The organism is Veillonella sp. 3891, from assembly GCF_003992315.1.
GTDB lineage: Bacteria > Bacillota > Negativicutes > Veillonellales > Veillonellaceae > F0422.
The window spans coordinates 176,712-196,196 of sequence record NZ_RQVE01000003.1 but is presented as its reverse complement, the minus strand read 5'-3'; the positions used below and the strand labels follow the sequence as shown (position 1 = coordinate 196,196).

The following is a 19,485-nucleotide window of genomic DNA, read 5'->3' as shown; positions in this document are numbered from 1 at the left end:
ATTTATTTGTTTTACTAAACTAGATAATTAAGAGTAAAAAAAAAAACGACTTGTAAGTCCTATCTTTCTATACTCCCAGATTACTCTTGGTGTAGTGAAATATTCATACTCTAATGGAAGTTCATGATAATATATTTGACTATTTCCATTGGAATCCAGTTCTAACTCAACAAACTCCAAAAGACAATCCTCTTCATTCTCTTCATTTGCTATACTACTATAAGCACTATGTGCTATTTCTCCTAATTTTACCCCTAAATCTGAAATATTTTTTCTAGTATAGTTAGAAATTATAAATAAATCATTTTCAACTATAAAAGAATCATCATTATATACGACTATAAAACTGCTCGTATATGATATTGAACTTACTTCAGCATAAACTAATATCTTTGACCAATTGCCAGGGATACATGTATCGCCTAGTTCTCTGGTTGCCTGTATTAAACTTTTTTCCATCAGCAACTTTTTATCTTTTGCAAACATTATGAGCCTCCATTTAAAAAGCTTTCTGTCGCTTCTTGTTTATCAATAACAAATTTTACATTAAATTTTTTCGGCCTTTTATTCGCTCCATCATATACTATATCTATCGTTACGTTCACCACCTTCCCCTCTTGTAATGCATTCTTCCATTAATTTTCTATTTTCCTATATCTACTATTATTTACAATTGCATCCATAGCAACTAGATTATCTAATTCTCCTGAACCTCCAAAGATATTAGCTATCAGATGCCCTCCATGGTCGCCTGGTAATCGGTCATCACCACCTGCTTTCAATTGATCTCAGTTATTTCTCTTACCAGCTTCTAAGCGTAAGTCTCCTTGGGCAGCTTTTATACGACCTAATTCATCGGTTTGGTAATAATACCCTTTACTCTCATATACAATATTCTCTTTTAATTTTCTTCTTTGCACTCCTGGTTCATATTGCTCACCATTCCGATAAATATCTGGACTATCAGCTAAGTTTGTTGTATTAGTAGTAGGACTTGCCGTTTCAGTAGTAGATTGTTTAGAGGATACTCATAGATTTCTACATAACATCTAGGTTTTAACTATTATTTAGAAGTATTGTTTATTTCCCATTCCTCTTCATATATTCTTTAATTAAGGAATCATTTAATTCCCGGAGTCCTTGTGCTACTTTTTTTCCATCTTTATAGGAAAAACGAGATTTTTCTATAGAAGATAAAAAGACTTCAATATCTGGTCTTCTTTTATACAAGAAATAAAAGGTATTTATATCTTCATCATCCATATCTTCAAAATTTGTTAAAAGAGTAATATCATCTGAATACCCATATCTTAATTCCTCAATACTCGAGTAAAATGAGCCTCTTCCTTCTACATCAGTAATATAATTTTTTTCATATTCACCATTTAAGATTTTAATAATATGTATATCTAATCCCAATTTTGTTTTTGTATATCCTGATAATCCATAAGTATATAAATTATCACCTTTTACAATATACGTATACATATCATTTTCTATAGTTAGATTATTAAAGTAATCTCTCAATTCATAAAGATAGGTTATTTCATATCGAAAAAAAGTTTTTGTAGTCATATACTGATGAATATTAATATATAGATAGAGTAGCCCCATTATCGCCACGATTATTAAAAGCCATACACATACTTTTCGCACTTTCATCACCTGCTAACTATATAAAAAGGAATATTTGAGGGATAGCTATATCATTTATATTGTAAGAATTTTCTATTGAATTTACGGAAATAGTCGCAAACTATCTTCAAATGTAGGTTCAACTCTCCAATCTATATTTCGTGACTCTAAGTATTCTTCATAATCAACATTCCGCCATATACTAGATTCCATGAAAAATGAAGTATCAATAGTTGCAAATGTATGCTGTATAGCAAAGTCTTTTATTTCTTCATACTTTTTCTCAAATAATAAACCTTTTACAATAGTGCCTTCAAATTCCCATGCATTGATAATTAAGTATCTATAAAAATGTACGCAATTTTCTTTGTTTGGATTATATGAAAGCATCTTTTTATATAGTTCTACTGCCAAAAAATATGGTTGATCTATAAGCTCATGTGACTGAATTACCATTTTTAATAAGTCATATAATTGAGCATCAAAATGAACATTAGTAATTAAATTATATAAAATATGATAGATTCTAGATATTTTTTTATCACAATACTTTTCCATAAACTCATTTTTTGTTAAGGAGTGTGTCGTTCTTTTATCCCAATAGTGATCAAAAAGACACCATGAAATACATTTCCCCTCTAGAATACTTGTAAACAGGTATAATAGTATTTTATATCTTTTACACATGTAATCACCTCTACCAATTCATCACAATATAGATTACTTTCATAAAATCATCTATTGAAAGCTTATTCATTTTCACTGCTCTTTAGTCATATATACATCATATCATATTGATAAACTAAATTAGAATAGCTAACCATTTGCTACACCTGTTATTTAACTATTATTTCTTACTATATACGTTTTTATAAGATCATTACCACATTTCAAGCAACACAAAAGGACGCCTATCTCTAAGCGTCCGCATAACTATTCTACTGCCAACATCCGTTTGGCTCGTTCTTTGTCTTTTTTTAGGATTTGAGAAAACTCTCTAATAATTTGCCACTCTTCTTCTGTAGCTCTTAATTGGCGTTGCTTTCTTAGCTCTCCACCTGTTAATGGTCTACCCGCACCTTCTCGTGCTCCCCCTCTAGGCATCCTTATCACCACCCATGAATTTAGCTATAATTGTAATTGCATAGCTAACAACGAAACCATTAATCCATGAACTCCAATCTAATCCTGTGTAAATTTTAGCGATAAACACAGCAATTGCTAATACTACGTACACTTTCAATATAATTTTCATACCTATCAACTCTAAAATTCCTTTCATAGTTAATCTATGTCATTTTATGATTAGTTTTATTATACCACTTTATCGAAAAAAGTTTGTATAGATAGAGATTATTTTTAATCCTCTGCATAATCACCTATTTTAATCCTCCTTAGCATATTGATAACTAAGTTAGAATAGGTAAGTCTTATGTATGCCCTTTTTCACATTAATATATCTTTATACATAAGAACCACCTACCTTAGTAAGTGGTTAGTATCCAAATTTTTTACATAATGCGTCAAGAAAGTCTTGATATTCTTTATCTTCAGCTAACATTCTGCAAAGTTCATCAGCACTTGCAAAATAAGCTTCTTTTGTATCCCATGTTATCACTGGCTCTGGATCATTTTTAAAATCATCAAGATAATCATATTTTATAGTATCATTATTATTTATTGTCTTGTTCGACATACCACAACACCCTCTTTTTATCCATTTCTTTTAACACTAAAGCAACAATCTCATGTATTTCTGGTTGTCTGTTATTTATGTCTTTATTATATAAAACATAAAATAGTCTGGCAAGATGATCTCGATGACCTTTAAGGCAACCTATTATTCAAGAATCATTTCTTACTGCATACGTTTTTATAAAATCATCACCAAATTTCATGCAACACAAAAGGATGAGCTAATGCATTTCCACTTATATTATTATGTAATATACCGTATTCTATGGGATTGTGACAATCACTTAAAAGAATAATAGATCAAATCAGCTATGATATGACTACTAGAAAAACCACCTACCTAGGTAAGTGGTTAGAATCCCAACTCTTTAAATAATTTTTTTGTGTACTCTTCTAATTCTTTATTAGAATCGCATAACTTATCAAACTCATCAAGCTCTTTGTAATATAAATGAACTGTTTCTAATGTATAAAACGGTGTCGAATCGTTTTCCCAATCGTCCAAAATATCATAAAGTTCGTGGTCTAACTTTTCTTGGTTTAGCTTTTTTTGCAACATATGTTAACGCCCCTTGCTTATCCATACTTTTTAATACCCTATGAGTAACTTTAGATAAATTTTCATCTAGATACTCATCTCTGTATTTATTATATAAATTATCATAAATTAAGGCAAGTTTATTTCTATCAAGAATTGTTGTATAGAGGTTTAAGGCACTTATTAGATTATATATTATACTCCATTCTATGAGAGTGAAACAATCAGTTAAGGAATAATCAGTCAACTGGGGTATGATTATTAATAGAAAAACCACCTACTTATACAGGTGGTTTCATACTTCTCGGTGGGTGTCGCTTACCCCACATCTCAATCCTATTTCTAGTTGTGTAGAGGCCACAAATTTTCTACCTCGAGAAGTTCTTGTAGCTATTCTACCAAAATGTTAGTGATTGGTAAAGCTTTTTTAATAAACTATACAGAAAAAATCGGTACAATTCTTATTAATAAAACTCAAAGTTAAATTAATCAATACCATATAATTCTTGCTTCATTCTTGCAATCATTATTTGCAATCATTTCTTTGACTTTTATTAAAGCTTTGAAAAAAAATAATTCCGGATAGATTGGATCTAAGCATTCAACCGTAAAGTTGAAAGTTGTTTTATCTACTGAAAATGTCCCATAATCTGTTCCATTATTAGGGTAATAATTATATGCTACCATATTCTCTGTTTCATATTGTTTTTGTAGTCTTACCATTTTGTATAAAACCTTTTAATATTTTAGATCTTTGTAACTTTTCTATGGCCTTGTCTAGCCTCGCTATATCCTTTACGCCATCCAACCTTACGACCTGCACCTTCTCGCGTTCCACCTCTAGGCATTATCATCACCTATCCATGTTCTGTAAAGGTAACCAATCAAAGCACCATTAATCCATGAGCTCCAATTCATACCTGTATAAATGTTAGATGCAAAGGCAATAATTGCCAACACTAACAAGAATTTTTGTGTTTTTGTTTTCATTCAATTTGACGTATTACAATGGATATACATTGTGGGGTATCTCCTAATAGTAAGGCTACTATCGAACTGACAATCTCCATCCATTCTTTCACGTCGTCCCCCCTTTCTATACTAGTAAAAAATAAATATTCTACCCTCTATGTTTCAATATTTCTTCCGCAGCACCTAAGATTCCTAGCATGGAGTGCTCAAATACAAGTCCGCCTTGCATAAAGATGGTATATGGTGGTCGTACTGGTCCGTCTGCACTCAGTTCAATGGAAGATCCTTGTACAAAGGTGCCGCCTGCCATGATGATTTTATCTTCGTAGCCAGGCATATCTCCTGGGATAGGGTGAACATGAGCATCTACAGGGCTATAGGCTTGCATGCCACGACAGAAGTATTCCATTTCTTCTGGTCCGTGTAGGTTGATGGCTTGGATCAAATCAAAGCGAGGTGCATCGACTTTTGGGAATACTTCATATCCCAATAGGGTTCCCACCGCTGCTGTATAGACAGCTCCTTTCAAAGCTTGTAATACCACATGTGGTGCTAAGAATAATCCTTGGAAGAATAGTCGATATCCCGGTGCATAGGATCCCATATGGTCACCCAACCCTGGAGCCGTCAATTGATACCCTACTTGTTCCACTAAGTCGTCTCGACCTACCACGTAGCCACCGGTAGGAGCAATACCGCCGCCAGCATTTTTAATGAGGGACCCAGCCATAATATCTGCCCCTACTTCTAGAGGCTCTCTAGTTTCTGTAAATTCACCATAACAATTATCCAAAAAGGTTATGGTTTCAGGATTTACTTCTTTTACAGCTTTCACAATAATACCAATATCTTCTGCAGACAAAGGTTCTCGTATGCTATAGCCTCTAGAACGTTGGATGACCACTACACGAGTATTTTTTGTAACAGCTTGCCGAATGCCCTCTAAATCGTAAGTATTATTCACCAAAGGAACTTCTTTATAGATGAAACCTTGCTCTGTTAACGATCCTGGCACATGGCGTGACGCACCGATGACGGATTGCATCGTATCATAAGGTTGTCCTACGGCATAGACGAACTCTTTCCCTTTCGATCCATTGCCCAAGATAGCCTGTAATGTGGTGGCTAATGCATGGGTGCCGGACACGAAATGAGGGCGCACGATGGCACGCTCCCCTTTAAACACGTGAGCGAACACTTCGTCTAATTTCTCACGGCCCACATCATTGTAACCATAGCCACTGGTGCCATTAAAATGATAATCTGAAAGTTGGCACTCTTTAAATGCTTCCAGCACTTTTTTTGTATTATATAACGCCACAGGCTCAAATTTTTTGAACTCTTTTTCAGCCAAGTCTAGAGCCTGTTTACGAATCTCTTCTACAGTCATTCTATTCCTTTCTATGTATAGCAAACTAGTTTTGATTCATAATCCTCATAAGTTAACTAAACCAATCTATGTCATATTTGAAATTTTTCTAAACTAGCTTGAACTAGTTCCATAGCTTCTTCATAAATGCTTTCTTCACTGCGATTCGGAGTGATAGAAATCCACTGAATATACGGCATCCGTTTATACCACGTAATTTGCCGCTTTGCAAATTGTCGTGTATGTTGTTGGACTAATTCAATAGCCCGTTCTTTTGAATATTTCCCGTGAAAGTAAGGAATAATCTCTTTATATCCAATGCCTTTGAAAGCCTGCGTATCTGGTTTCACGCCAGATTCCAATAGGTGTTCTACTTCCTCGAATAAACCATCTCGAACCATATACTCTACTCGTAGGTTAATCCGTTCGTATAGTTCTTCTCTGGACCGTTCTAAGCCGATGACAGGTCCTTGAAAGACTAATCCTTCTTTTGACGGCGTTAATAAGGCATGTCCCTCACCAGCTAAGACACACTCGATGGCACGGTATAGGCGATGTTTATCTTGGAATGGTAACGTAAGACCTTCTTTTTCAGCCAATTCATTGGCATAGGCTTGCAAACCTTCTAATCCAGAGGTATCAAAGATTCTATCCAGTTCGAGGCGCAAACTTTCATTGCGAGGTACATCTAAAAAGTCATAGCCCTCTAGCAATGATTGCACATACAAGCCAGTGCCACCAGATAAGATAGGAATCTTGCCTTCTTTGTTAATAGCATCTATGACAGTATTAGCTTGTGCATTGAACTCCGCCACACTGTACGAGTCATTTGGCTCATGGGTATCGATGAAATAGTGAGGCACTCTGTTCAATTCTTCAAGGGTAGGTTTGGCGGTGCCAATATTCAACCCTTTATAGATTTGGTACGCATCCCCAGATAATACAGGAGATTCTAATATTTCCGCCATCCGCAAGGTAAGGGCTGTCTTCCCTACTGCGGTAGGTCCCAAAATAGTGATTAACTGATTCATCTTACCTCCTTTCATAGATGCCATAAGCGATAGAACTATATTTACCACCCACCACCTCTATAGGTGGAAGCTCATTGAATAATCGACTGCCTTTGCGCTCCTTAATGACTAAGCGCTTCGATTTCTCCAAGGCCAGTTCTACTATTTCTGAAGTGATCTTAGATTCTAGTAAATGACCACGCCACTGCAAAAATTGAGGACTTTCATAAACAGGGTTTTCAAACATAGGATCCAAATAGATAACATCATATGTATTGTGTTCTAACTGCTCCAAATAATCCTGATAATTGCAGATAACCAATTGAATGCGGCGCAATGCTTCAGTTACCTTTGGCTCTTTATGCTGAAAGTGTCGAAATCCATTATTTGTGATATACCCCAAAATTGGATGTCCTTCAATAGCCGTATGATGTGTTAATTGTGGACAACCATAGCTGATAACAGCACTATCTGATCCTAAGCCAGCGGTACAATCCAACACAGATGTGACCGATTCATAGCCGATAGCTCTTAGCAGATGGTCTGTATGTCCACGGTCAATTTCTAACAGGCGCAAATGAGCCATTGACAGATGAAATTGATGAGGTACTCCCTCTTTTGTCATAAAAGAAGGTCCTTCCTTTGTGATAAGTAAGGCACCTGCACAATGATGCGCAACTAATAAGTCTTCTACAGACTGATGTTTACGCGGCACATAGGGCATCTGCAAGAGTTGACTTACCTTCTTAGCCTGTTCAATTAGATATGCATTTGTCTTTGAACTTGTGCTGATGAGGTACATATTAACTCCGTAAAAATAATTTTCCTAATTCATCTGGCGTAAATTTAATGATCGTAGGTCGTCCGTGAGGACACACATAGGGCTTTTCTGTGTTGAATAAATCCTGTAACAAGGCATCAATTTGTACCAAGTTCAGATTATGACCTGCTTTAATGGCACCACGACAGGAAGCATAGGCCAACATTTCATGGCGTAACTGAGCAGCACTTGGACTTTGATGATCATGCATATAGGAAAAGACGTATTGTAAAATCTCTGGAACTTTGCTTTCAATGAAATCCACAGGATGACCATCAATACGTAAGGAAGTGGGTCCTCCTTGGTCTACTTGGAATCCTAAATCTAACAATGCATCTCTCTGTTCTTCCGCCAATGTTAACTCTTCTTCACTGACATCCATATACATAGGCATCAACAATTCCTGCATAGGAATGGACTCGGAGGATTTGCATAGTTTGTCATACCGCACACGTTCGTGCGCTGCATGTTGATCGATAATATATAAATCATCGCCTTTTTTTGCCAAAATATAGCAAGAGGCTACTTGGCCCATAGGAAGTAGTCCGTGATTGGCCGCTGTTTTACTGGTATTAGTATTATATGAATCACCACGATTAATATCATAGGAATCATCTACACCAATAGTTCTCTCCGTGTGAGAATTACCTGCTACTCCTTGTACTGCAGTTAGATCTCCAGATATGGATTCATTTCCAGTCTGGTTCATATATGGCTCTACTGAGCTTGGCACTAGGTTAGGTCGTGATTCACGGATAGCTCTGAATCGATCTTTATCTTCCTGTGTATAACTTTTAGGCACAAAGTTTTCATTCACATCCAGTGATTCATTAAAATTACTTTGCTCGTACACAGTACGTTGTGGCGCAGTATATCCCTTTTGACGAATCGTATCCACGAGAACCTCTGTTTTTTCACGCATTACCGTAAATCCTTGAGAACGTCCAGTGAATACTTTATCGTAGTCGATGGCTGTAGCAATGGTTTCTTCTTGATTGGTTGTTACGTGATGCGTAGGGTTTTCTAAAGCTTGCAAAATACTGTTATACACGGCTTTAAAAACCGGTTTATCATCTGAGAATTTCACTGCACTTTTCCGTGGATGTACATTGATATCTACGGTTCCAGGAGGTACGACAATTTGTAACACTACTAAAGGATAGCCACCTTTTGGCAATAGTGCATGGTATGCCGTATCGATAGCCTTGTAGATAGCCTTATCGGCAATGACACGTTGGTTCACTATGGTCGTCTGCCATTGACGGCTACTCTTTAGTACCGTTGGCTTGCTGACCACACCTTCTACATATATGCCTTCTGCTTCATAGGCGATGGGAAATACATCTTCACTGACTTTAAATCCGTATAAAGCAGCGATAGTATCCACCATCTTATGATTCCCCGGCGTCATGATTGTCACCCGAGTATCTACAATACATTTGAAAGCAATATGAGTATGGCTCAGTGCAAGTTTGCTAATCATATCCTGAATCTTATTCGCTTCTGTACGAGTTGATTTTAAAAACTTTCTACGAGCCGGGGTGTTATAGAATAAATCTTTCACCTCAATAGTGGTACCCACTGAGGTACCACATGGATCGCAGTCCACCATGTGACCACCTTCGATGTAAATCCGTGTACCCATATCATCTGTTTCTTGTCGTGTACGCAAGGTAAACTTGGATACGGAGGCGATGCTAGCAATAGCTTCCCCACGAAACCCTAAGGAGGCAATGTCGTATAAATCGTCGGCGCTGCGAATTTTACTAGTAGCGTGGCGCAATACAGCTAAGCGTGCATCTACTTCGGACATACCGCACCCATTGTCGGTAATGCGCATGTATTCGATGCCACCTTCTGCAATTTCTACTTCAATAGAAGTAGCCCCTGCATCGATAGCATTTTCTACTAATTCTTTGATTACAGAGGCAGGGCGTTCTACCACTTCTCCTGCTGCAATCTGATTGATGGTCGTTTCATCTAAAACATGAATGGTTGGCATTACTTGCCACCTCCTTGTTTTGCCTCTTCCTGTAAACGATATAATTCACTGATGGCCTCGATGGGTGTCATACTCATAATGTCTAGTTTCAGCAACTGATCGAGCACAGGTTGCGTGAATAAATCGCCGTTCCCAAATAGAGGTCTTGCAACGCTTGGTTTTTCTTTTTTCTTAGGCGCTGGTTCCGATACTACTGTTCCATCTTCCAAGTGAGCTAATATAGTATTCGCTCTATCTAGTACAGCTTTTGGTAATCCTGCCAATTTAGCTACATGGATACCATAACTACGGTCAGCTCCACCTTTTACAATACGGCGCAAGAATAGGACATCATTGCCTTTATCTTTCACAGCCACGGTGTAGTTTTTCAATTTACTATATTGCTCTTCAAGTTCAATCAACTCATGATAATGAGTAGCGAACAAACTTTTACAGTGAATAGTTTCACAAATATGTTCCACCACGGCACGAGCAATGCTAAGTCCATCAAAGGTAGACGTACCACGGCCGATTTCGTCAAGGATGACTAAACTGTTGCATGTTGCGTGTTCTAAGATATAGGACACTTCTTTCATTTCCACCATAAAAGTACTTTGGCCTGTGGAAATATCATCACTGGCACCGACTCGGGTAAAAATTCTGTCCACAGGAGCAATAGTCGCTTCTCTAGCAGGGATGAAAGAACCAATTTGAGCCATAATCATAAGTAGAGCTACCTGACGCATGTACGTCGATTTACCTGCCATGTTAGGACCCGTAATGAGTATGAACTCTTCTTCGGAATGGTTCAGCACCACGTCATTAGGAATGAATAATTCCTGTTTCAGCAAGGTTTCTATGACAGGATGGCGACCATCCTTAATAGAAATAGAACCATTAGTCACGATAGTTGGGCATGCATATTTGTTGGTAAAAGCCACTTCCCCTAAGCTCAAAATTACATCTAATTGGGCAATGCCACGAGCTGTTTCTTGGATTTCTTTAATATTTTCTTTTGCTGTAAGGCGTAAGTCTTGATACAAAGAATATTCCAATTTTTGAATCTGTTCTTTTGCATTGAGCATTTTAATTTCAAATTCTTTTAACTCTGGCGTAATATATCGTTCCGCATTGGTTAAGGTTTGTTTACGAATGAAATAATCTGGTACGAGCCCTACTTGCCCTTGGGACACTTCAAAATAGTATCCGAATACTTTATTATATCCTGTTTTTAGGCGAATTCCTGTAGCTTGTTTCGCCTCTTCTTCTAAGCGATGTAGCCACTCTTGACTATTGGTAGCCAAGGATCGCAATTCATCTAATTCTGCGCTGTATCCATCACGGATGACATGACCATCTTTCAGTGCTAACGACGGCTGATCCACGATAGCCCGTGTTAATAGGTCACATAGGTCATCATGAGTATGAATCATGCTATGACAGTCTTGTAGAATATTAGAGGTACAATGTTGTAATACCTCTTGAATCATCGGTAATACCCGTAACGATTCTCGTAAGGAGGCAAAATCTCTAGGAGACACACTCCCTGTTTCTACACGGCTTAGAATACGTTCAAAATCATAGACAGAAGTCAATAAAGAACGCAGTTGACTACGCATGGTCGGATTATCAATAGATTCACCTATGCCCATTTGACGGCGTACGATGCGATGGATATCCATTAAAGGATGTTCAATCCACTGTTTCAACATGCGAGCCCCCATAGGGGTTAATGTTTTATCTAGTACATCTAGGAGCGTACCTTTTTTAGATCCATCTCGAACATTTCTTGTAATCTCTAAATGACGCAAACAAGATGTATCCAAAATCATGCGGTCTCCCACAGATAGTTGATGCACATAATTGATGTGAGATGTATCTGTTTTAATGATATTTTCCAAATAGAGAATCACGTAGCCTAAGGCTTCTAATACATCTTCTTCAAGCAAACCGGCATCAGAAAAATGTTCACGGCCTTTCAGACGAATACTGTCTATCGTTTCTGTAGGCGTGAACGGAGACAAGGCTATACCAGACATTTGGCGAGTCAAAAAATCTTGGATACTAGTAGGTAATTCACTATTACCAGCTACGATAAGCTCTTTCGGCTGGTACATAGTGAACGCATCAAATAACGAGCTTTCACTAGAACTATCCATACGTTCCCAGATGACTTCACCAGTGGTGATATCTGTGAACAACACAATGCGCTGTCCCCCTGTTTCATAGGTCAAGGCTAAGAAGTTATTTTCTCCATCTTTTGTGCCATTTTCGCTGAGTACTGTGCCTGGTGTAATTACACGGATGACATCACGTTTTACGATACCCTTAGCCTCTTTCGGATCTTCAACTTGCTCACAGATGGCTACCTTGTACCCTTTACTGATGAGCCTTTCAATATAGGATTCCGCAGAATGGAAAGGAACGCCACACATAGGAGCTTTATCTTCTTCACCTGCATTGCGACCTGTTAAGGTAATATTCAATTCTCGTGATGCGGTGATAGCATCGTCGTAAAAAAGCTCGTAAAAGTCACCTAACCGAAAAAATAATAGTTCCTTTTCATAGCGAGCTTTAATACTAAAATACTGCTCCATCATAGGCGTTTGTTTCTTGCCCATTCTGCTAACTCCTTTCTATAATACAGTGCCGTATAATACCCACGTTTGTCCTTTATCGATACGTACATCGATGGTATCCCCAATTTTTAGAGATTCTTGTTTAGGGAATAGAACCATTTTATTACCGGACGTACGACCAAACCACATGTTTTCATCAGTACGGCTCGGTCCTTCTACGATAATATCGTAGATCTTACCTTCCATGGCTTGGTTCAACTCGAGGGAAATCTCGTTTTGCACGTCCATCAAGGCTTGTAAGCGAACACGTTTTACTTCCTCTGGCACTTGCTCTTCAAATTCCGCCGCTGGTGTACCAGAACGTTTGGAATAGATGAAAGTAAACGCCATGTCATAACGTACATCTTTCAATAATTGTAATGTTTGTTGGAAATCTTCCTCTGTTTCTCCTGGAAAGCCCACGATAATATCTGTTGTGATCGTAACACCATCGATTTTTTCACGGCAATATTGTAATAAATCTTTATATTGTTCCACAGAATAATGACGATTCATACGTTTTAAAATATTGTCAGATCCAGACTGTACCGGTAGATGCAACTGTGTCACAATATTTGAAGAGCGTCCTAAGGCATCTACCATGCCTTTCGTCATATCTTGAGGATGGCTTGTCATATAGCGAATACGCTCGATGCCTGGGATTCCATCTAAGGCATCTACTAAGGTACCAAAGTCTGTACCATCTTTAAAATCCAAGCCATAGGAGTTTACGTTTTGTCCCAACAAAGTGATTTCTTTAAAGCCTTTTTCACCTAATTCACGTACATCTTTTACGATGGCTTCTACAGGACGGCTAATTTCACGGCCCCGCACATGAGGTACGATACAGTATGTACAGAACTTATTACATCCGTTCATGATCGGTACCCACGCAAAGAATGTACCATTTGGTTTTGCCGCCAATTCAGGCAATACTGTATTGTCCATCTCTACATTGACTTGACGTTTTTTCGTTCGTTGTACTTCTTTGACCATTTCATTGATATGTTGAATATTATGGGTACCTAATACGATATCAATATGAGGGGCCCGCTTAAACATATCTGCTTGGTTCTTCTGTGCCATACAACCAGTAATAGCAATGATCAAGTTTTTATTTTTCTCTTTCAAATGCTTTAACTCGCCGATACGACCATAAATTTTATTTTCTGCCGTTTCACGAACGCAACAAGTATTTAAAATAATTAAATCTGCTTCATTTACCTCTTTTGTAGGCACATATCCAACAGATTCCAATTGATGGGCCAATCGTTCTGAATCACTTTCATTCATTTGGCAACCATATGTATAAATATAGTATGACTTCATATTACTCCTTATGCTTGTATTTTACTTTTGATGGCTCAATGGTGCCACCTACCTTAATAGCAAGTCTCTCGATAGACATGCCTGTAATATATTCGATTTCTTGACGTATCGTTTTTTGCAAGGTATCCATGATTTCCTTGACCACGAATCCGAGCATAACCGTAACGTCAATTTGTAAGATTAACCCATTGGTAACTTCCTTACTCTTTTTGATATCCATACTGCGCACATCTGTCACACCTGGGGACTTTTCAATACTATTCTTGATGAGTGCTTGAATCACTGCATCTTCAAAGACCAGTTTGCCATAATAGCTGAAAGCTGGACGTATGACGGATTTTTCCCAACCCTCATCTTGCTTCGTAGACAATCTAGTTCTGCGCCAGAACGACTTAATAGGGTCGATTAAAAAGCCTTTAAAGTGAGGCTTCAACTCCACGGATGGAACGGGAATAATATGTTTTCCCTCTTTTAATCTAGCATGTTGTGCTTTTTCAATATCCTTCGGACTAGCTACATCTTCAATATGAATATAATAGGACGGGCCAGGGATTCCCAAGGCCTTCGTAATTTTTCCAATCATATTCTCCGATGTGCCCAATATCATAAGGCGTTCTGGTTGAATCTCATCCAGTGCTTTTCGCACACTTTCCACCTGTTTTTTATCTTGAAAGATAGCACGACGAACAGCTTTAATACGGTTTTCTTCTTTTTTAGCAGAAAATCCACCCACAATGCGATTATTATGAATTAAAATACCGTCATCGATAATACAAGATGCGTGGTGTTCATGGGCCACCACCAATGCTCTATGACTTTTACCTGTTCCGCTAGGGCCAATAAATGCGATTACATCCATACTACACCTCTATGCGCCTTGTAAGGCTTTCATAAACTCTGCTACCCACTCACTTTGTATTTCATATTCTCCAAGACCAATACTTTCAGGAAATCGATCTTGTATGCCGTGAAAGTCAGATCCACCGGAGATTAACAATCCCTTATCAGTGGCAAATTGATGGTATTTAGCACTATCCTCGGCAGAATGGCTAGAATGATAGACCTCTACGCCATCAAAAGGGAGTTCTAGTAATTCATGCACATAATCGTCATTTTCCACTAATTTGGGATGGGCTAGCACGGCGATACCACCGGCACGATGAATCAAATCAATAGCCTGTTGTGGGGCATACTTTTCCTTCGGCACAAAGCAAGGACCATTGGGGTTTAACATAGTATCAAAGGCTTCCCCTACGGTTTTCACATAGCCGTGAGCAATGAGTAATTGCGCAATATGAGGGCGCCCAAAGGACACAGCATCGGTAAAGGTATTCACCAATTCCTCATAGGAAATATCATAACCTGCCTCAGCACATTTATCCACCATTTTATGGATTCTAGAACGACGCACTTCTTTAAAGTGAGAAATATAATCCTGTAGTTCCGGATGGTCTAAGGAAAATTGATATCCCAATACGTGCACTTCTTTCTCATTGTAATAGGTACTAAACTCACAGCCATGATAGATTTGAATCCCTGTTCTATCCTCATTTGTTAATTGACCGTAGGCACCAACTTCATCATGATCTGTAATAGATATCGCTTGTATTTGTTTCTCTTTTGCTAATGTCACTAAATCTCTTGGCATATACGTACCGTCTGATACATTCGTATGCATGTGGAAATCGACTAACATAGACCCTCCTTTCCTAACGATTTTGTTCTTTCATACGGCGTTGAATATCTCGTTTTGCATCTCGCTCCGCCATATCTTGTCGTTTATCGTAATTTTTCTTGCCCGTCACAAGGCCAATGGTAACTTTTACATACCCATGACTATAGTGAAAGTTCAATGGAATCAAGGAATAGCCTCTTTCTTTCACTTGTCCTAAGAGTTTATGAATTTCTCGTTTATGCATGAGCAATTTACGAGTCCGTTCCGGCTCGTGATTGAACTGATTACCCTGTTCATACTTGCTAATATGCACTTGGTATAAGAAAAGTTCCCCATTTTCAATGCGACAAAAACTGTCTTTTAAATTGATGCGCCCAGCCCGAATCGACTTCACTTCCGTTCCTGTAAGGGCAATGCCTGCCTCATAGGTTTCATGAATATGAAAGTCATGCCGAGCTTTGCGATTATCTACAATTAATGCATTGTTATCTTTCGCCATTACCGTTTCCTCTGTTTTTTTCCTTTATTGCGCTTACCCTTTTTATGTATCGTTTCATAAAAGGCTGTTTTCTTTTTTGTATCCAACTTGCGTAGCATTTTCTCTACCGCTTTCGTGGTACCTGTCGTTTCTATTATATCATGAGATTGGCTACCACGGCGTTTTCGTTTCTCTTCTTTTTGCTTCCTATTAGATTTTTTACTTCCTTTTTTAGGTTTTGAAAGTGATCCTTCACGACTTTGACCTCTTCGTAAGTAGCCATCGATGTATTCCACTTCTCCAATAACAAAATCAATTTGACGAAGTTCCGTATCGGCTTTGATTAATGTTACCGTCACTGGTGTACCTAAACGATATTCCTTGCCGGTTCGCCTACCATAGGCCATATAATGTGGTTCATCAAAGACATAATGGTCATCATCCATCAAGTTGTATGGGACTAATCCATCCACCCCATTATCCAGCTCAATGAATAAACCAAAGGCAGTTATGGAACTTACATGACCTTCGAAACTTTCACCTACATATTGCGCCATATACTGAACCTTTTTCATATCCAAGGTTTCTCGTTCGGCTTCTGTGGCGATTTGTTCACGCTCTGAACAATGACTGGCGCTATGTGTTAAGTACGCTTCATCAGCGATAGATGCCATACGTTTTGGCTTACCACTTAATACATAGCGTAACAATCTATGCACCATCAAATCAGGATAGCGACGGATGGGCGATGTAAAATGGGTATATGTATTAGAGGCCAACCCAAAATGTCCAATATGTTCCGAGCTGTATTTCGCTTGTTGCATGGAACGAAGTACCATAATCTGTACCACAGGTTCAATCTCTGTACCGCTGACGGATTGCAATAATTCTTCAATATGCTTAGGCTCCACCTTGCTTGGCAATTTCACAGGATAACCAGAATGATGTAAGACGGTAATGAGTTGTTCTAATTTCGTATCCTTTGGATCTTCATGAATACGATAGATAGATGTATCCAATCGTTCACTGAGGAAAGTTGCCACTGTTTCATTGGCTAACAACATACATTGTTCAATTAATTTTTCTGCAATGGTTCTATCTTTTCGTACAATTCGTTGCGGTGTTCCCATACCATCTAAGAGAACTTTATATTCTGGGAATTCAAAACTAATGGCCCCTGCTTGTTGACGCATTTTCATCAATTGGTATGCCAATGTTTCCAATGTTCGTACCATCTCCATAAGTGGTGCCAAATCATCAGGAATAATGTTCTCTTCTATAGCTAAATAGATTTCCTTATAGCTACAACGGCGTGTAATATGAATAATGGACGGTTTAATGGTGTAGTGCACCACCTTACCATGAGGGTTCACTTCCATGATACAAGACATGGCATAGCGATCTTCCTTAGCTTGCAAGGAACAAATACCATTTGACAACTCCACCGGCAACATCGGAATCACACGGTCCACCAAATACACACTGGTGCCACGGCGATATGCCTCTTGATCAATGATAGAACCAGCTGGTACGTAGTGACTGACGTCTGCAATATGAACCCCTAATTCAATATTGCCATTATCCAACACTTTCGCATGAACAGCATCATCTAAATCCTTCGCATCTTCTCCATCGATGGTGATTATTTCTTGATGTCGCAAATCTAAGCGATCTGCTCCTTCAGTGACTGTGAAAGAAATCTTCCGAGCCTCTTCTTGCACATCTTTTGGAAACTCTTTTGGCAAATCAAAGGTAGCCATCACGGACAATACATCTAAATCCGGTGTAGAACTATCCCCTACAATTTCCACAATTTTGCCTTCTGCTTTACGATGTTCCTCTGGCCAAGCTGTCAATTCAACTACTACGGTGGCACCACTTCGTGCATCCATAGTACATTCTAAAGGAATATAAATATCCTCACCTAATCGTTCATTATGAGGTGTTACAAAGCCACTTTTAGGAAGTCGTTCAAATATGCCCACTACACGAGTTGTATTTCGAGTCACAACACGGCGGATAATACCTTCTGCATTTCGTTCACTCGTACTTTTTCGTTTGATAATATATTCTACTTCATCATCATGCATAGCTGTCCCTGCACAACCATTGGGAATGAATACATCTGGCAGGTTCCCCTCGGCAGGTATTACAAATCCAAAGCCTTTTTTGCTCGCTTTATAGATACCAATCAATTTCGTGTCTTCTGTTTTTTGATAGGAACCATATTCTCCACCTTTGATACGGATGCATCCTTCTTCTTCTAATTCATGTAATACTGAAAAATATGTCTGAATCTCTTCGCCTTTATAACCCAAGATGAAAGGAACATCTTCGATATGATAGGATTCAGGCCATATATCTCTAAAAAATCCTAATATTTCTTCTCTCATAGTACCTCAGTATTTCTATAAAAAAAACCTACCATAGGGTAGGGTTTTTTATGTATTAATAAGAACTTAACACTAAATCTAAAGCTAGACTAACTAATACGAACAAAGTAGCAAGAATCACCGTACAGCGTGATAGGAATCCATCTACGCCACGCTCTTTACCACCGAATACGGAATCTGCTGCACCGGAAACGGCACCGCCCATACCTGCGCTCTTACCAGTTTGTGCTACTACTACCACAATTAAAAGAATAGAAATAATAATTTCAACAACCATTAGAAAATCTCTCATGAATCTCTTCCTTTCTGTATCAACGGTTATGACCGAAGTAAACTTCCATTTTTTTCTTTACTCGCTGCAATGCATTATCAATGGACTTTACAGAACGATGATGTTCTTCTGCCATTTCTTGATAGGATTTAGCATCCATATATCCACGTAATACATCCCACTCTAGAGGACTAAGAACAGCCTCCATTACTTCCTTAATCAGAGCATATTGCTCTCTATTGATGACTACTTCTTGAGGATCTAGATTTTTTTCTGTCTCTAACACTTCAATGAGCGTTCGTTCTGAGTCATCATAGGCTGGCTTATTTAAAGAGATATACGAGTTCAAAGGGATGTGTTTTTGACGACTCGCCCCTTTAATGGCAGAAATGATTTGACGTGTAATACATAATTCAGCAAATGCTTTGAAGCTAACCTCATGGTCTTGATTAAAATCTCGCGTTGCTTTATATAAACCAATCATACCTTCTTGTATAATATCTTCTTTATCAGCGCCCATTAAAAAATAGGACCTAGCTTTAGATCGAACAAAATTTTTATATCGTTGCACAATATAATCAGTAGCAAAATGATTGTTCTCACGTTGATAGATAGTAACAATTTCTTCATCCGTTAATGAAGAAAAACGCTCAAACTCAGCTACTGTTTCTGTTTCATATGACATAGGATTCCTCCTGTGA

The 19,485-nt window shown here is 38.1% G+C and carries 21 protein-coding genes; all 21 read right to left on the bottom strand.

What is annotated here, in order from left to right; translation table 11 throughout:
• Nucleotides 1-27: 27 nt before the first annotated feature.
• The gene (locus EO118_RS03005) at nucleotides 28-486 is read right to left on the bottom strand and encodes an immunity protein YezG family protein (RefSeq protein ID WP_127068565.1); all 459 of its coding nucleotides are present in this window, start codon (nucleotides 484-486) and stop codon (nucleotides 28-30) included.
• Nucleotides 486-608 (bottom strand): hypothetical protein, encoded by a 123-nt coding sequence (locus EO118_RS08775; protein WP_255416585.1) that lies wholly within the window; start codon nucleotides 606-608, stop codon nucleotides 486-488. The genes EO118_RS03005 and EO118_RS08775 overlap by 1 nt, the downstream gene beginning before the upstream one ends.
• 27 nt (nucleotides 609-635) lie before the next feature.
• Nucleotides 636-782, bottom strand: a complete 147-nt coding sequence (locus EO118_RS08820) for a DNA/RNA non-specific endonuclease (RefSeq protein ID WP_206168405.1) — start codon at nucleotides 780-782, stop codon at nucleotides 636-638.
• A gap of 298 nt (nucleotides 783-1,080) precedes the next feature.
• Nucleotides 1,081-1,662 carry a hypothetical protein gene (locus EO118_RS02995; RefSeq protein WP_127068564.1) on the bottom strand — a complete coding sequence of 194 codons (582 nt, stop codon included), beginning with the start codon at nucleotides 1,660-1,662 and terminating at the stop codon, nucleotides 1,081-1,083.
• Between the two features lie 75 nt (nucleotides 1,663-1,737).
• Nucleotides 1,738-2,193 (bottom strand): hypothetical protein, encoded by a 456-nt coding sequence (locus EO118_RS02990; protein WP_127068563.1) that lies wholly within the window; start codon nucleotides 2,191-2,193, stop codon nucleotides 1,738-1,740.
• A 375-nt stretch (nucleotides 2,194-2,568) separates the two neighbouring features.
• Nucleotides 2,569-2,739: a hypothetical protein gene (locus EO118_RS08600; protein ID WP_164726239.1), complete on the bottom strand. Its 171-nt coding sequence runs from the start codon at nucleotides 2,737-2,739 to the stop codon at nucleotides 2,569-2,571.
• The gene (locus EO118_RS02985) at nucleotides 2,732-2,890 is read right to left on the bottom strand and encodes a hypothetical protein (protein ID WP_164726238.1); all 159 of its coding nucleotides are present in this window, start codon (nucleotides 2,888-2,890) and stop codon (nucleotides 2,732-2,734) included. The genes EO118_RS08600 and EO118_RS02985 overlap by 8 nt, the downstream gene beginning before the upstream one ends.
• A 240-nt stretch (nucleotides 2,891-3,130) precedes the next feature.
• Nucleotides 3,131-3,331: a hypothetical protein gene (locus EO118_RS02980; protein WP_127068561.1), complete on the bottom strand. Its 201-nt coding sequence runs from the start codon at nucleotides 3,329-3,331 to the stop codon at nucleotides 3,131-3,133.
• A gap of 351 nt (nucleotides 3,332-3,682) precedes the next feature.
• Nucleotides 3,683-3,889, bottom strand: a complete 207-nt coding sequence (locus tag EO118_RS02975; RefSeq protein ID WP_127068560.1) for a hypothetical protein — start codon at nucleotides 3,887-3,889, stop codon at nucleotides 3,683-3,685.
• 1,099 nt (nucleotides 3,890-4,988) lie between these two features.
• Nucleotides 4,989-6,230, bottom strand: coding sequence for a methionine gamma-lyase family protein (locus EO118_RS02970; protein ID WP_127068559.1), 1,242 nt, complete (start codon nucleotides 6,228-6,230; stop codon nucleotides 4,989-4,991).
• A 71-nt stretch (nucleotides 6,231-6,301) separates the two neighbouring features.
• Nucleotides 6,302-7,240, bottom strand: coding sequence for a tRNA (adenosine(37)-N6)-dimethylallyltransferase MiaA (gene miaA / locus EO118_RS02965; RefSeq protein WP_127068558.1), 939 nt, complete (start codon nucleotides 7,238-7,240; stop codon nucleotides 6,302-6,304).
• Between the two features lies 1 nt (nucleotide 7,241).
• On the bottom strand, nucleotides 7,242-7,943 hold the full coding sequence (locus tag EO118_RS02960; protein WP_206168404.1) for a class I SAM-dependent methyltransferase: 702 nt from the start codon (nucleotides 7,941-7,943) through the stop codon (nucleotides 7,242-7,244).
• Between the two features lie 79 nt (nucleotides 7,944-8,022).
• The gene (gene mutL, locus EO118_RS02955; RefSeq protein WP_127068556.1) at nucleotides 8,023-10,041 is read right to left on the bottom strand and encodes a DNA mismatch repair endonuclease MutL; all 2,019 of its coding nucleotides are present in this window, start codon (nucleotides 10,039-10,041) and stop codon (nucleotides 8,023-8,025) included.
• Nucleotides 10,041-12,641, bottom strand: coding sequence for a DNA mismatch repair protein MutS (gene mutS, locus EO118_RS02950; protein ID WP_127068555.1), 2,601 nt, complete (start codon nucleotides 12,639-12,641; stop codon nucleotides 10,041-10,043). The genes mutL and mutS overlap by 1 nt, the downstream gene beginning before the upstream one ends.
• A 15-nt stretch (nucleotides 12,642-12,656) precedes the next feature.
• Entirely contained in the window at nucleotides 12,657-13,967 is a 1,311-nt protein-coding gene (gene miaB, locus EO118_RS02945; RefSeq protein WP_127068554.1) for a tRNA (N6-isopentenyl adenosine(37)-C2)-methylthiotransferase MiaB, read from the bottom strand.
• Between the two features lies 1 nt (nucleotide 13,968).
• Entirely contained in the window at nucleotides 13,969-14,826 is an 858-nt protein-coding gene (locus EO118_RS02940; protein WP_127068553.1) for a hypothetical protein, read from the bottom strand.
• 9 nt (nucleotides 14,827-14,835) lie between these two features.
• Nucleotides 14,836-15,663 carry a PHP domain-containing protein gene (locus EO118_RS02935; RefSeq protein ID WP_127068552.1) on the bottom strand — a complete coding sequence of 276 codons (828 nt, stop codon included), beginning with the start codon at nucleotides 15,661-15,663 and terminating at the stop codon, nucleotides 14,836-14,838.
• 13 nt (nucleotides 15,664-15,676) lie between these two features.
• The gene (gene smpB, locus EO118_RS02930; protein WP_127068551.1) at nucleotides 15,677-16,141 is read right to left on the bottom strand and encodes an SsrA-binding protein SmpB; all 465 of its coding nucleotides are present in this window, start codon (nucleotides 16,139-16,141) and stop codon (nucleotides 15,677-15,679) included.
• Nucleotides 16,141-18,513, bottom strand: coding sequence for a ribonuclease R (gene rnr, locus EO118_RS02925; protein ID WP_127068550.1), 2,373 nt, complete (start codon nucleotides 18,511-18,513; stop codon nucleotides 16,141-16,143). The genes smpB and rnr overlap by 1 nt, the downstream gene beginning before the upstream one ends.
• A gap of 55 nt (nucleotides 18,514-18,568) precedes the next feature.
• Nucleotides 18,569-18,805, bottom strand: a complete 237-nt coding sequence (gene secG, locus EO118_RS02920; protein WP_126939070.1) for a preprotein translocase subunit SecG — start codon at nucleotides 18,803-18,805, stop codon at nucleotides 18,569-18,571.
• Nucleotides 18,806-18,824: 19 nt separating this feature from the next.
• Nucleotides 18,825-19,469, bottom strand: a complete 645-nt coding sequence (sigH, locus tag EO118_RS02915) for an RNA polymerase sporulation sigma factor SigH (RefSeq protein WP_127068549.1) — start codon at nucleotides 19,467-19,469, stop codon at nucleotides 18,825-18,827.
• Nucleotides 19,470-19,485: the final 16 nt, after the last annotated feature.